Raw genomic sequence first — 16002 nt, forward strand, 5'->3', positions numbered from 1 at the left:
CGTTCCTTACTACTTCCATGGGTGACATGACAATGAACGAAGAGAAGCTTCTCGACTATCTGAAGCGGGTGACCGCGGATCTCCAGCAGACTCGCCAGCGCCTGCTCGAGGCCGAGTCGGCCGACCGGGAACCGATCGCGATCGTCGCCATGAGCTGCCGGTTCCCCGGAGGGGTGAACTCTCCCGAAGACCTGTGGCGCCTGGTGGCGAACGGCACCGACGCGATCTCGGAATTCCCCATGGACCGAGGCTGGGACATCGACGCCCTCTACGACGAGGACCCGGACCGTCCCGGCACCAGTTACACGACCGAGGGCGGCTTCCTGGAGCACGCCGACCAGTTCGATCCGGCGTTCTTCGGGATCTCGCCGCGCGAGGCGCTGTCGATGGACCCCCAGCAGCGGCTGCTGCTGGAGACCTCGTGGGAGGCGGTCGAGCGGGCGGGCATCGACCCGGCGTCCCTGCGCGGCAGCAGGACCGGCGTGTTCGTCGGAACCAACGGCCAGGACTACTCCATGCTCATGCTCGGCGCGGCCGAGACCCTGGAGGACGTCGAGGGCCACTCGGGCACCGGCAACGCGGCGAGCATCGTCTCCGGCCGGATCTCCTACACCATGGGCCTTGAGGGCCCCGCGCTCTCCGTCGACACGGCGTGCTCGTCGTCCCTCGTGGCCCTGCACCTCGCCGTTCAGGCGCTGCGTCAGCGCGAGTGCACGCTCGCGCTGGCCGGCGGGGTCACGGTGATGTCCACCCCGTCGGCGTTCGTCCAGTTCAGCAGGCAGCGCGGCTTGGCGGCGGACGGCCGCTGCAAGCCCTTCGGCGCCGCCGCCGACGGCACGGGCTGGGGCGAGGGCGTCGGCATGCTGCTCCTGGAGCGGCTGTCCGACGCCCAGCGCAAGGGCCACAAGGTGCTGGCCGTCGTCCGGGGTTCGGCGATCAACCAGGACGGCGCGTCCAACGGTCTGACGGCGCCCAACGGCATCTCGCAGCAGCGGGTCATCCGGCAGGCGCTCACCAGCGCCCGGCTGTCGGCCGCCGAGGTGGACGCGGTGGAGGCGCACGGCACGGGCACCACGCTGGGTGACCCGATCGAGGCGCAGGCGCTGATGGCCACCTACGGGCAGGACCGGCCCGCGGACCGGCCGCTGTGGCTGGGCGGCATCAAGTCGAACATCGGGCACACCCAGGCGGCCGCCGGTGTGGCAGGGGTCATCAAGATGGTGATGGCCATGCGGGAGGGCGTCCTGCCGAAGACCCTCCACGCGGACGAGCCCTCGCCGCACATCGACTGGACCGGCGGCGCCGTCTCCCTGCTGGACCGGTCGACCCCGTGGCCGGACCGGGAGCACCCGCGCCGCGCCGCCGTGTCCTCGTTCGGCATGAGCGGCACCAACGTGCACACCATCCTGGAGCAGGCTCCCGAGGCCGAGACGGCCGAGGCCGCCGAGTCCGAGGCGGCCGACGGCCCGGTGGCGTGGATCGTGTCGGGCCGCGGCGCCGAGGGACTGCGGGCGCAGGCCGGGCGGCTGCGTGAGTTCCTCACGGAGCGCCCGGAGTCGAGCGCGGCGGACGTGGCTCTCTCGCTGGCCGCGACCAGGTCCGCCTTCGAGCACCGCGCCGTGGTGACCGGGACCGGCCGTGACGAACTCCTCCAGCGGCTGGAGGCGGTCGCCGAGGACACCTCCACGGCGACCGGAGCGGTCCGGGGGAGGACCGGCGACGCCGGCCGTTCGGTGTTCGTGTTCCCGGGTCAGGGGGCGCAGTGGCTCGGTATGGGTGTGGGGTTGCTGGAGTCTTCGCCGGTGTTCGCGGAGTCGGTGGGTGAGTGTGAGTCGGCTCTGTCGGTGTATGTGGACTGGTCGTTGACGGATGTGCTGCGGGGTGTGGAGGGTGCTCCGGGGTTTGACCGGGTGGATGTGGTGCAGCCGGTGCTGTTCGCGGTGATGGTGTCGCTGGCGCGGTTGTGGCGTTCGGTGGGTGTGGAGCCGGATGCGGTGATGGGTCACAGTCAGGGGGAGATCGCGGCGGCGTGTGTGGCGGGTGCGCTGTCGCTGGAGGACGCGGCGAGGGTGGTGGCCTTGCGGTCGCAGGCGATCGCGGCGGGCCTTGCGGGCCGTGGCGGCATGGTGTCGGTGGGCCTGCCGGTGGATGCGGCCAGGGAGCGTATTGCCGCGTGGGGCGGGGCGATCTCGGTGGCGGCGGTGAATGGTCCGGGTTCGGTTGTGGTGTCGGGTGATGCGGGTGCGCTGGATGAGCTGGTGGTGCTGCTGGAGGGTGAGGGGGTGCGGGTTCGCCGGGTTCCGGTGGACTATGCCTCGCATTCGGTGCATGTGGAGGAGATCCGCGGCGAGTTGCTGAAGGTCCTGGCGGGCATCGCGCCGCGCCCGTCGCAGGTGCCGTTCTACTCCACCGTGACCGGTGAGCTGGTGGACACGGCGGGTCTGGACGCCGAGTACTGGTACACGAATCTGCGGCAGACGGTCGAGCTGGAGGCCACGACCCGTGCCCTGCTCGGCAGTGGTCATTCCACCTTCGTCGAGGTGAGTCCGCATCCGGTGCTCACGCTTCCGGTGCAGCAGACCGTGGAGGCCGCCGACGCGCAGGCGGTGGTCGTGGGCACGCTGCGGCGCGACGAGGGCGGTCTGGAGCGGTTCCTCACCTCCGCCGCCGAGGTGTTCGTGCGTGGTGTCACGGTGGACTGGACCGCCCTGTTCGAGGGCCGTGGTGCCCGCCGGGTGGAGCTGCCGACCTACGCCTTCCGCCGTCAGCGGTACTGGCCGGATGTGTCGGCCGAAATGTTCACCAATGCCGACGGTTCGGCCGCCGACGCGGTGGACGCGCGGTTCTGGGAGGCCGTCGAGCGCGAGGACCTGGAGGCGCTGGTCCGCACGCTGGAGGTGGACGACGAGGAGCAGCAGTCGTCGCTGATGGCGTTGCTTCCCGCACTGTCGTCCTGGCGGCGTCGGCGGCATGAGCAGAACACGGTGGACAGTTGGCGTTACCAGGTGGTCTGGAAGCCCCTGGCGTCCGCCACCGAGGCGGCCCTCTCGGGCACCTGGCTCGTCGTCATCCCCGCGTCGCACGCCGATGACGCCCTCGTGTCCGCCACGGTGAACGGGCTGGGCACGAGCGGCGCCGATGTCGTCCGGGTCGTGCTCGACGGATCGGGCAACGACCGCTGGGCGGTGGCGGAGCGACTGCGCGGGGCGCTCGATGAGGCCGGGATCGAGCCCTCGGGCGTGGCGGGCGTGTTCTCGCTGCTGGGGCTTGACGAGTCGGCGCACACGACGTTCGAGGTGGTGCCCGCCGGACTGGCGGCCCTGGTGGGCCTGGTCCAGGGGCTGGGTGACGCGGGTGTGATGGCTCCGCTGTGGTGCGGGACCCGGGGCGCGGTGTCGGTGGGCCGTTCCGACCGGCTGGTGAGCCCGGTGCAGGCGATGGTGTGGGGCCTGGGCCGCATCGTCGGCGCGGAGTACCCCCAGCGCTGGGGCGGGGCGGTCGATCTGCCCGAGACCCTGGACCGCCGCGCGGTGACCCGTCTGGCCGGAGTGCTGGCCGGCGCGGAAGGCGAGGACCAGGTCGCGGTGCGCGGGTCCGGTGTGTTCGCCAAGCGCATGGTGCGGGCCTCGGCGGCCGAGGACGCCGAGGGCAGGGGGTCCTGGCAGAGCCGGGGCTCGGTGCTGGTGACCGGTGGTACGGGCGCGCTGGGTGGCCATGCGGCCCGCTGGCTGGCGCGTACGGGTGCCGAGCATCTGGTGCTGACCAGCCGCAGCGGTATGGAGGCCGAGGGCGCCGCCGAGTTGAAGGCGGAACTGGAAGGACTCGGCGCCCGGGTGACGGTGGCGGCGTGCGACGCGGCCGACCGCGAGGCGCTGGCCGCGGTGCTGGACGCGATCCCGGGGGAGTTCCCGCTGACCGCCGTGGTGCACACGGCCGGCGTGCTGGACGACGGTGTGGTGGACGCCCTCACGGTCCGTCGGGCGGCCGGGGTACTGCGTCCGAAGGTGGACGCGACGCGCAATCTGCACGAGCTGACCGCCGGGACGGACCTCTCGGCGTTCGTCCTGTTCTCCTCCGGGGCGGGCACGTTGGGCGGTCCGGGTCAGGGCAGCTACGCGGCGGGCAACGCCTACCTCGACGCGCTGGCGTTGCAGCGGCGGGCGGACGGCCTTCCGGCCACGTCCATCGCCTGGGGCGCCTGGGCCGGAGGCGGCCTCGGCTCCGGCGAGGTCGGCGAGCGGATGGACCGTTCCGGCATGGTCGGCATGGTGCCCGAACTGGCGATATCCGCCATGCAGCAGGCCCTTGAACTGGACGAGGCGTTCGCGGTCATCGCCGAGATCGACTGGGACCGCTTCCGGCCGGAGTTCGCGGGTTCACGTCCCAGCGCGCTGTTCCGTGAACTGCCCGAGCTGAACCGCCCCGCCGCCGGCGGGACGGACACCGGCGACGGCGACGACGCCATCTCCGCGCTGCGCCGGGAAATGGCGGAGCTGCCCGCCGCCGAGCGGCCCAAGCTCCTCCTGGAGCTGGTGCGCAGCCAGGCCGCCGACGTCCTCGGCTACGCCGGCGCGGACGAGGTGGAGCCCGAACGCGCCTTCCGCGACCTCGGCTTCGACTCGCTCACCGCCGTCGAACTGCGCAACCGCCTCGGCGTGGTCACCGGCCTCCGACTGCCGGTCACCTGCGTCTTCGACTATCCGACCGCCACGGTTCTGGCCCGGTACCTGCACACCGGGATGTCCGGCGAGCAGCCGGTCACCGCTGCCGCACCCCAGCGCCCGGAGGCGCTCGACAAGCCCCCGGCCACCGACGAGCCCCTCGCCATCATCGGCATGAGCTGCCGGTTCCCCGCAGGAGTACGAAGCCCCGAGGAACTGTGGGACCTGCTGATGGCCGAGGGGGACGTCATCTCCGCGTTCCCCGAGGACCGTGGCTGGGACATCGACGGTCTCTACGACCCGGACCCCGAGAAGTCCGGTACCAGCTACGTCCGGGCCGGCGGCTTCCTCGACGAGGTGGGCCACTTCGACCCGTCGTTCTTCGGGATCTCGCCGCGTGAGGCGATGGCGATCGACCCGCAGCAGAGGCTGCTGCTGGAGACGTCCTGGGAGGCGTTCGAGCGCGCCGGCATCGACCCCGCGGCGCTGCGCGGAAGCCGGACCGGAGTCTTCGTCGGCTCCAATTACCACGACTACGGTTCGCGCATCCTGAGCGACGCCGAAGCCGAAGGGGTGCAGGGATACCTCGGACTCGGCAGCGCCCCCAGCGTCTCCTCCGGCCGCATCTCCTACACCTTCGGCTTCGAGGGGCCGGCCGTCACGGTCGACACCGCGTGTTCCTCGTCGCTGGTCGCCCTGCACCTGGCCTGCCAGTCGCTGCGCCAGGGCGAGTCCTCCGTGGCGCTGGCCGGCGGCGTGACGATCATGGCCACGCCGGGCACGTTCGTCGAGTTCAGCGCCCAGCGCGTGCTGTCGTTCGACGGCCGGTGCAAGGCGTTCTCCGCGGCGGCGGACGGCACCGGCTGGTCCGAGGGCGTGGGCATGCTGCTCGTGGAGCGGCTGTCGGACGCGCAGCGCAACGGCCACGAGGTGCTGGCCGTCATCCGCGGTTCGGCCATCAACCAGGACGGCGCGTCCAACGGTCTGACGGCGCCCAACGGCCCGTCGCAGCAGCGGCTGATCGAGCAGACGCTGGCCGGCGCCCGCCTGTCGGCCGCCGAAGTGGACGTGGTCGAGGCCCATGGCACCGGCACCCCCCTCGGCGACCCGATCGAGGCGCAGGCGCTGCTCGCCACCTACGGGCAGGGCCGCCCCGAGGGCCAGCCGCTGCTGCTGGGCGCCGTCAAGTCCAACATCGGGCACACGCAGGCCGCGGCCGGTGTCGCAGGGGTCATCAAGATGGTGATGGCCATGCGCGAAGGCGTCCTTCCCAAGACGCTGCACGTGGACGAGGCGTCGCCGCACGTGGACTGGTCGGCGGGCGACGTCGAGCTGCTGACCGAGGCGGTGCCCTGGCCGGAGCGGAACCGTCCGCGCAGGGCCGCGGTGTCCGCCTTCGGCGTGAGCGGCACCAACGCGCACACGATCATCGAGCAGGCGCCGCTCGTCGACGAGCCCGAGGCGCCGCGGGCCGAAGCGGCTCCGGACGCCACCGCGGCCCCGGTGCCGTGGATCCTCTCCGGCCGGACCGACGCCGCCCTGCGGGGACAGGCCGAGCGGCTGCGGGTCCAACTGGCCACGGCCACCGAAGAGTCCATGTCCGCGGTGGACGTCGGCTATTCCCTGGCGACGACCCGGTCCCTCTTCGACCACCGGGCCGCACTCGTCGGCGAGGACCGCGCGGACATGCTGCGTGGCCTCGACGCCCTCGCGCGGGGCGGGACCGCGCCCGGTGTCGTCCGCGGCGTGGCGGCGCCGGCCGGTAAGACGGCGTTCCTGTTCTCCGGCCAGGGTGCGCAGCGCCTGGGCATGGGGCGGGAGTTGTACGACACCTTCCCGGTGTTCGCCGACGCGTGGGACGAGGTGTGCGCCCGCCTGGACGTGCTGCTGGACCGCCCGCTGAAGGACGTGGTGTTCGCGGCGGAGGGCAGTGCGGACGCGGACCTGCTGGACCGGACGGCGTTCACCCAGCCCGCGCTGTTCGCGGTCGAGGTGGCGTTGTTCCGGCTGCTGGAGCACTGGGGTGTCACCCCGGACGTGCTGATCGGTCATTCGGTGGGCGAGATCACCGCCGCGCATGTGGCGGGGGTGTTCTCGCTGGAGGACGCGTGCACGCTGGTCGCGGCCCGCGGCCGGCTGATGCAGGCGCTGCCCGGGGGCGGCGCGATGGTCGCCGTCCAGGCGTCCGAGGAGGAGGTCGCCGCCTCACTCGCCGGTCGTGAGGCCGAGGTGAGCGTCGCCGCGGTCAACGGTCCGGCGGCCGTCGTCATCGCGGGCGACGAGGCCGCCGTGCTGGAGATCGCCGGACAGTGGGCCGGGCAGGGCCGCAAGACCCGCCGGCTGCGCGTCAGCCACGCCTTCCACTCGCCCCACATGGACGCCATGCTCGGCGACTTCCGCAAGGTCGTCGAGGAGCTGTCCTTCGCCTCGCCGAGGACCCCCCTCATCTCCAATGTGACCGGTCAGCCGGCCACGGCCGACGACGTGTGCTCCGTGGAGTACTGGGTCCGCCACGTGCGGGAGGCGGTGCGGTTCGCGGACGGCGTACGGGCGCTCGAAGCGCAGGGCGTATCCCGGTTCGTCGAGGTCGGCCCCGACGGCGTGCTCACCGCGATGACGCGCGAGTGCCTGACGGCGGCGGAGACGTCGGCCCCCGTCGTGGTGCCGGTGCTGCGCAAGGACCGGCCCGAGACGCGGGCGCTGACCACGGCGCTCGCCGAACTCCACGTGAACGGCGTCGCCGTGGACTGGGAGCGGCTCTTCGCCGGACGTGACGCCCGCAAGGTCGGGCTGCCCACCTACGCCTTCCAGAGGGAACGCTACTGGCTGGAGGCCCTCACATCGTTCGCCAGCGATGTCACCGCCGTGGGGCTCACCCCGCCCACGCATCCGCTGCTGGGCGCCGCCGTCGAACTGCCCGACGCGGACGGCTTCCTCTTCACCGGCCGCCTGTCGCCGCAGACGCACCCGTGGCTGGTCGACCACACGGTCCAGGACACGATCCTGCTGCCCGGCACCGCCTTCCTCGAACTGGCCCTGCACGTCGCCGACCAGACGGGCTGCGACCGGGTCGAGGAGCTGACCCTCACGGCGCCGCTCGCGCTGCCCGAACGGGGCGCGGTCCACCTCCAGCTCGCGGTGGGCGGGCCCGACGAGAACGGCGCGCGCTCGCTGAACGTGTACTCCCGGCCGGAAGACCCCGGCATGGCGCAGCCGTGGACCCAGCACGCCTCCGGCCTGCTCTCCCGGAGCGGCGCGCCCGACGGGACCGGGCAGGCCGACCTCGCCGTATGGCCCCCGGCGGGCGCGGAGCGGATCGACACCGAGGACGTCTACGACCGGATGGCCGCCGGCGGCTTCGCCTACGGCCCGGTCTTCCAGGGGCTGCGGTCGGTGTGGATCCGCGGTGACGAGGTCTTCGCCGAGGTGCGGCTGCCCGAGGAGAACGCCTCGGACGCCGGGCGGTTCGGACTGCACCCGGCCCTTCTGGACGCGGCGGTCCAGGCCGTCATGTTCGTACCCCAGGAAGAGGCGGGCCTCGCCAGGCTCCCGTTCTCCTGGACCGGAGTGTCGCTGCGGGCCACGGGCGCCTCGGAACTGCGGGTGCGTCTCAGCCCGCTCGGGCCCGACTCGATCGACCTCGCGGTGGCCGACACCGGCGGCCGCACCGTGGCCACCGCCGACTCCCTGGTGCTGCGGCTGGTCGCGGAGGGCCAGATCCAGCCGGCCGGCTCCCCTGCGGCCGGGCACGACTCGCTCTTCCGGCTGGACTGGGCCCCCGTCCCCGTCGGCGCGCCGGTCCCCGCCTCCGAGGGCACCTGGGCCGTGCTGGGCACCGACGACCTGGGGGTGCGCTCCGGACTGGAGGGCGCGGGTGCCGACGTGGCGGCGTACCCCGATCTGGCCGCGATGCGCGCGGCGATCGACTCCGGGGCCACGGCGCCCGACGTCGTCATGGTGGCGGGCGCCGCGGAGGCGGTCGGCATCGACGGGGGCGCGGACCTGGCGGGACGGGTGCGTGACGCCGCCTACCGCGCGCTGGAACTGGTGCGGGCGTGGGTCACCGACGACCGGTTCGGCGACTCCCACCTGGTGTTCGTGACCCGCGGCGCGATGGGCGCCGGGTCCTCCGACGAGGTGCGCACCCCGGCCGAGGCCGCCGTGTGGGGCCTGCTGCGCTCCGCGCAGACCGAGCACCCCGGGAAGTTCCTCCTGGTGGACCTGGACCCGGAGGAGCACGGCGAGGTGTCCTCGGCGCTGCGGGCGGCGCTGACCGCCGAGGAGCCGCAGGTGGCCGTGCGCGACGGACGGGTGCTCGCGGCGCGTCTCGCCCGGGTGGCCCCGGCCGGGGACCGGGCCGAGCCGCGCACCACGCCGTTCGACGGCCCGGGAACGGTGCTGGTCACGGGTGGTACGGGTGGTCTGGGGGCGCTGCTGGCCAGGCATCTGGTGGTGGAGCACGGTGTCGGGCGTCTGGTGCTGACGAGTCGTCGTGGTGTCGAGGCGCCGGGTGCGGCGGAGTTGGTGGCGGAGCTGGCCGGGCTGGGTGCCGAGGTGCGGGCCGTGGCGTGTGACGTGGCCGACCGGGCGTCGGTGGAGGGGCTGCTGGCGGGGATCGGTTCGGAGCATCCGCTGTCGGCGGTGGTGCATGCGGCGGGTGTGCTGGACGACGGTGTGGTGGAGTCGCTGACGCCGGAGCGGGTGGACAGGGTGCTGCGTCCGAAGGTGGACGCGGCACTGCACCTCCACGAGCTGACCCGCGACCTCGACCTCGCCGCCTTCGTGGTGTTCTCCTCGGCCTCCTCCAACTTCGGCGGCGGCGGCCAGGCCAACTACGCGGCGGCCAACGCCTTCCTGGACGCCCTGGCGCACCAGCGGCGCGCGCTCGGCCTCCCCGCGGTCTCCCTGGCCTGGGGCATGTGGGAGCAGCGCAGCGAGATGACCGGGGACCTCGGCGAGGCGGACCTCCAGCGCATCGCCCGCGCCGGGCTGAACGCGCTCGGCTCCGACGAGGGCCTCGCGCTGTTCGACGACGCGCTCGCCACCGACGAGGCCGTCCTCGTGCCGACCCGTGTGGACCTCGCCGCCCTGCGCGTCCAGGCCCGCACCGGCGACGTGCCCGCTCTGCTGCGCGGCCTGGTGCGCGTCCCCCGGCGCCGGGTCGCGGCGGAGACCGCGCACGCCGGCACCGGGTCGCTGCGGGACCGCCTGGCCGTTCTCTCCGCGGCCGACCGGTACCGGGCGCTGCTGGACCTGGTGCGAGTGCAGGTGGCGACGGTCCTCGGCCACGGCTCGCCGGAGGCCGTGGAGCCCGACATGGCCTTCAAGGACATGGGCTTCGACTCCCTGACCACGGTGGAGCTGCGCAACCGGCTCAACGCGGAGACCGGGCTCCGGCTGTCGGCCGTGCTGGTCTTCGACCACCCGACCCCCACGGCGCTGGTGGACCACCTGGGCGCGGAACTCCTGCCGGACGGCGGCGCGGGCGAGCCCGTGGTCTTCGCCGAACTCGCCAGGCTGGAGCCCCTGCTCTCCCGCGCGATGGACGACGACGAGACACGCGCCAAGGTCGCCGAACGCCTGCGGGAGCTCCTGGAGAAGCTGGGCGAGCCCGCCGACGCCACCGCCGAGGTGGCCGAACGCGTCGAATCCTCCTCCAACGACGAGCTGTTCGCCTTCATCGACAACGAACTGGGCCTCTCGTGAACCGTTCCCAAGAGCCCGCCGAACCCGACTGGAAGAGAGTGACGGAGAACGGTGAGTGAGACAAAGCTCCGCGAATACCTGAACAAGGTCACGACCGATCTGCACCGCACCCGTCTGCGCCTGCGGGAAGTGGAGGCGAAGAACCGGGAGCCGATCGCGATCGTCGCGATGAGCTGCCGCTTCCCCGGCGGGGTCCGTTCCCCGGAGGAGCTGTGGCGCATGGTCGCCGACGGCGCCGACGGGCTCTCGCCGTTCCCGAAGGACCGCGGCTGGCACGAGGAGCTGTACGACCCGGACCCCGAGAGCCAGGGCACGAGCTATGTGAACGAGGGCGGGTTCCTGCACGACGCCGCCCTGTTCGACCCCGTGTTCTTCGGTATCTCCCCGCGTGAGGCGCTGGCGATGGACCCCCAGCAGCGGCTGCTGCTGGAGGCGTCCTGGGAGGTCCTGGAGCGGGCCGGAATCGACCCGCTGTCCGTCAAGGGCACCACCGGCGGCGTGTTCATGGGCGCCGCCTACCAGGGCTACGGCTCAGCCGGCCCGGTCGAGGCCGAGGAGGTCGAGGGCCATCTGATGACGGGCCAGACCCCTGCCGTCACCTCCGGCCGGATCTCCTACGTCCTCGGCCTCGAAGGCCCCGCGGTGACGGTGGACACGGCCTGCTCGTCGTCCCTGGTCACCCTGCACCTGGCGGCGCAGGCGCTGCGCCAGGGCGAGTGCGACTTCGCCCTGACCGGCGGCATCACCGTGATGGCCGTCCCCGGAACGTTCACCGAGTTCAGCCGCCAGCGGGGGCTCGCGTCCGACGGCCGCTGCAAGCCCTTCGCCGCGGCCGCGGACGGCACCAACTGGTCCGAGGGGGTCGGTGTGCTGCTCGTGGAGCGGCTGTCCGACGCCCGCCGCCACGGCCACCCGGTGCTGGCGGTGATGCGCGGCTCCGCGGTCAACCAGGACGGCGCCAGCAACGGCCTCACCGCCCCCAACGGCCCGTCCCAGCGCAGGGTCGTCCACCAGGCGCTCGACAACGCCGGACTCACCCCGGACGAGATCGACGTGGTGGAGGCGCACGGCACGGGCACCTCCCTGGGCGACCCGATCGAGGCGCAGGCGCTGATCGCGTCCTACGGCCAGGACCGGCCGGAGGACCGGCCGCTGTGGCTGGGCTCCGTCAAGTCCAACATCGGCCACGCGCAGGCGGCGGCGGGTGTCGCGGGAATCATCAAGATGGTGATGGCGATGCGGCACGGCGTCCTGCCGAAGACGCTGCACGTGGACGAGCCGACCCCGCACGTGGACTGGTCGGCGGGGGCCGTGGAACTGCTGACCGAGGCCCGGCCCTGGCCGGAGACGGGCCGTCCGCGCCGGGCGGGGATCTCGTCCTTCGCGATCAGCGGCACCAACGCGCACACCATCATCGAGCAGGCCCCCGAGGCCGAGGAGCAGGAGCAGGCCGATCCCGGGGCCGAGGCACCCGAGCCGGTCGCCTGCCCGGTCGTGCCGTGGCTGGTCTCCGGCAAGGGCGAGGCCGCGCTGCGCGCCCAGGCCGAGCGGCTGCACGCCCGCCTGACGGAGCACGGCCCGGCCCTGGACGGGGACCCCGCGGTCGCGTCGGCGGCGGACGTCGGCTACTCCCTGGCGGTGTCCCGTTCGGCGTTCGAGCACCGCGCGGCGGTGATCGGCGAGGACCGCGAGAGCCTTCTGCGCGGCCTCCGGGCCCTGGCCCGGGGCGAGATCGCGCCGGGCGTGGTCAGGGGCCAGGCGGCGAAGGGGCGCAGGACCGCGTTCCTGTTCACCGGCCAGGGTGCGCAGCGTCCGGGCATGGGGCGGGAGTTGTACGAGGCGTTCCCGGTGTTCGCCCAGGCGCTGGACGAGGTGTGCGCGCATCTGGATGTGCTGCTGGACCGTCCGCTGAAGGACGTGATGTTCGCGGCGGAGGGCAGTGCGGACGCCGAGCTGCTGGACCGGACGGCGTTCACGCAACCGGCGTTGTTCGCGGTCGAGGTGGCGTTGTTCCGGCTGCTGGAGCACTGGGGTGTCACCCCGGACGTGCTGATCGGCCATTCGGTGGGCGAGATCACCGCCGCCCACGTCGCCGGGGTGTTCTCGCTGGAGGACGCGTGCACGCTGATCGCCGCCCGCGGCCGGCTGATGCAGGCGCTGCCCGGGGGCGGCGCGATGGTGGCGGTGCAGGCGTCCGAGGAGGAGATCGCGCCGTCGCTCGCCGGCCGCGAGGCCGAGGTGAGCGTCGCCGCCGTCAACGGCCCGACCGCCGTGGTCATCGCCGGCGACGAGCCCGCCGTCCTGGAGATCGCCGCGCAGTGGGCGGAGCGGGGCCGCAAGACCCGCCGCCTGCGCGTCAGCCACGCCTTCCACTCCCCGCACATGGACGCCATGCTCGACGACTTCCGCAAGGTCGTCACAGGGCTCTCGTTCGCCGCGCCGGCCATCCCCTTCGTCTCCAACCTCACCGGAGCACCTGCCACCGAGGCCGAGGTCTGCACCGTCGAGTACTGGGTCCGGCATGTGCGCGCGCCCGTGCGCTTCGCGGACGCGGTGCGCGGTGTCGCGGCGCAGGACGTGAACACCTACCTGGAGGTCGGCCCGGACTCCGTGCTGTCGGCCATGGCCCAGGACTGCCTGACCGAGCGGTCCGAGCGTGCCACGGGCGGCCCGGTGACGGTGCCGGTGCTGCGCAAGGACCGCCCCGAGGCCCAGGCGTTGACGACGGCCCTGGCCGAACTCCACGTCCACGGCGCCCCGGTCGACTGGCAGCGGGCCCTCTCCGGGCGCGGCGCCCGGCGGGTGGACCTGCCCACCTACGCCTTCCAGCGCCAGCGCTACTGGCTCGACTCCACGGCGGCCCTCGGCGACGTCGGCTCGGTGGGCCTCGGACCGGTGTGGCACCCCCTGCTGGGCGCCGTGGTCTCGCTGGCGGGCGGCGGCGGAGTGCTGCTGAGCGGGCGGCTGTCGCTGGCCACCCACGCCTGGCTCGCCGACCACGCGGTGCACGGAGTGGCGCTGGTGCCCGGAACGGCCTTCGTGGAGATGGCCGTCCGGGCGGGCGACCAGGTCGGCTGCGGCCGGATCGAGGAACTGGTGCTGGAGGCGCCCCTGGTGGTGCCCGAGCGCGGCGGCGTCCAGATCCAGGTCGAGGTGGGGGAGCCCGACGCCGCCGGCCACCGCGAGGTGAGCGTCTACGCGCGGAACGAGTCGCCCGAGGACCGGGCCGACCTCGGGCAGCCGTGGGTGCGGCACGCCCACGGTCTGCTGACCCCGCCCGGCCCGGCGCCCTCGTTCGACTTCGCCAAGTGGCCGCCGGGCGGCTCCAAGCCGGTCGACGTCTCCGGCGGCTACGAGCACGCGGCCGAGCACGGGCTGCGCTACGGACCCGCGTTCCAGGGGCTGCGACGCGCCTGGCGGCGCGGCGACGCCGTGTTCGCCGACGTGGAGCTGCCCGAGGACCAGCTCGGCACCGCGAAGTACTTCGGTCTGCACCCGGCCCTGTTCGACGCGGCCCTCCACGCGATCGGCGCGGGCGGCGCGGCACGCGTGGGCGAGGACACGCCGAGCGCGGGCACGCTGCTGCCGTTCTCGTGGCGGGGCTTCTCCCTGGACGCCGTCGGCGCGGGCGCACTGCGCGTACGGGTGATACCGGACGGACGGCGGGCGGTGTCGCTGGCGATAGCCGACACCTCGGGCCGACCGGTGGCATCCGTCGACTCCCTCGTCCTGCGGCCCATGCAGGCCGACGCGCTGCGCAACGCGGGCCGCGCGGCAGGTGACGCGCTGTTCCGCATGGAGTGGACGCCGGAAGCGGCCGAGCCGGCCGAGGGCGTGGCCCCGGGCTGGTCGGCGGTGCTGGGCGACGACCGCCTCGGCGTGGGCGCCGCCCTGGAGGGGGCGGGCGGCACCGTCGACGTGTACGCGGACCCGGTGGCGCTCGGCGACGCCGTGGCGGCGGGCACGCTCATGCCCGCCATGGTGGTGCTGCCGGTCGCCTCGGGCGGCCCGGACGTGGTGGACGAGGTGCACACGCGGGTCGCCGAGGTGCTGGAGACCGTCCAGTCCTGGGTGGCGGACGAGCGGTTCGCGGGGACCCGGCTGGTGCTGGTGACGCGGGGCGCCGTGGACACCGGTGACGGGGTGACGGACCTGGCGGGCGCGGCCGTGTGGGGCCTGGTGCGCTCGGCGCAGTCGGAGAACCCGGGCCGGGTGGTGCTGGTCGACACCGACGACGTCGAGCGGTCGGCGGCGCTTCTCGCGGGGGTGGTGGCCTTGGGCGAGGAGCAGGTCGTGGTGCGCTCCGGCGAGGTCCGTGTGCCCCGTCTCGGCCGGTCGCTGCCCTCCGCCGACGCGTCGGAGCCGGAGGTGTTCGGCTCCGGCGCGGTGCTGGTCACCGGCGGCACCGGGGTGCTGGGCGGCCTGGTGGCCCGGCACCTGGTGGCCCGGCACGGTGTCAGGAAGCTGGTGCTCCTCTCCCGGCGCGGCGAGGCGGCGGACGGCGCCGCCGGGACACGGGCCGAGTTGGAGGCCGCTGGTGCCGAGGTGCTGATCGAGGCGTGTGACGCCGCCGACCGTCAGGCGCTCGCCGCGCTGCTGTCGGGACTGCCCGACGGGTTCGGGCCGAGTGCCGTCGTGCACGCGGCCGGGGTGCTCGACGACGGCCTGTTCACCTCGCTGACGCCCGATCGGGTGAGCGCGGTGCTGCGCGCGAAGGTGGACGCGGCGTGGAACCTGCACGAGCTGACCGCGGGGGCCGACCTGTCGGCGTTCGTCCTGTTCTCCTCGGCCGCCGGTGTCCTCGGCGCCGCCGGACAGAGCAACTACGCGGCGGCGAACGTTTTCCTGGACGGCCTCGCCTCATGGCGTCGTGCCCGGGGGCTGCCGGGCGTCTCGCTGGCGTGGGGCCTGTGGGCGCAGGCCAGCGGCATGACCAGGCACCTGGAGCAGGGCGACCTGCGCCGGGTGTCGAGCTCCGGCCTGGTGCCGCTCTCCTCCGAGGAGGGGCTTGAGCTGTTCGACGCGGGTGTCACCTCCGGGCAGGCGGTGGTGATCCCCACCCGGCTGGACCTGGGCGTGCTGCGGGCCCAGGGCGCCGCACTGCCCGCGGTGTTCCGTGCCGTCGTCCCGGATTCCCCCGTCCGGCGTGCGGCCGGCCAGGCGAGCACCGAGGCGGGCGACCAGGCCGGCCGGCTGCGGCGGCAACTGGCCGGGCTGTCGCAGGCCGAGACCGAGGAGGCGCTGCTCGAACTGGTGCGGACCCTCGCCGCCGCAGTGCTCGGCTTCGCCTCCCCCCATGACGTGGACACCGGCCACGAGTTCATGGAGATGGGCTTCAACTCCCTGACTGCGGTGGAGTTCCGCAACCAGCTCGCCGCGGTCACCGGCCTCCGGCTGAACACCACGGTGGTCTTCGACTTCCCGAACTCCACCGAGCTGGTGGCCCATCTGCGGCCCCGGATCGCGGCCGAGACGGCGTCCGCTCCCGCCGGCCGCCGGGCCGAGGAGCCGCCGGCCCCGGTTGCGGCCGCCGTCCGGGCCGCCGCTCCGGCCGGAGCACCCGCGCCCGCGGCCGCGCCCCCGGAGCCGCAGGCGGACGCGCCCGACACCCTCGGCTCCCTGTTCCGGGAGGCGG

The 16002-nt window shown here is 73.8% G+C and carries 1 protein-coding gene and 1 pseudogene; both read left to right on the plus strand.

All coding sequences use genetic code 11. The features are described from left to right. Positions 1–32: 32 nt before the first annotated feature. Positions 33–10367, plus strand: a complete 10335-nt coding sequence (locus SZN_RS02260; protein WP_007491082.1) for a type I polyketide synthase — start codon at positions 33–35, stop codon at positions 10365–10367. 60 nt (positions 10368–10427) lie between these two features. After that, positions 10428–15845 (plus strand): annotated as a pseudogene (locus SZN_RS02265) (type I polyketide synthase); the annotation flags it as partial. Positions 15846–16002: the final 157 nt, after the last annotated feature.

This window comes from Streptomyces zinciresistens K42, assembly GCF_000225525.1.
GTDB lineage: Bacteria > Actinomycetota > Actinomycetes > Streptomycetales > Streptomycetaceae > Streptomyces > Streptomyces zinciresistens.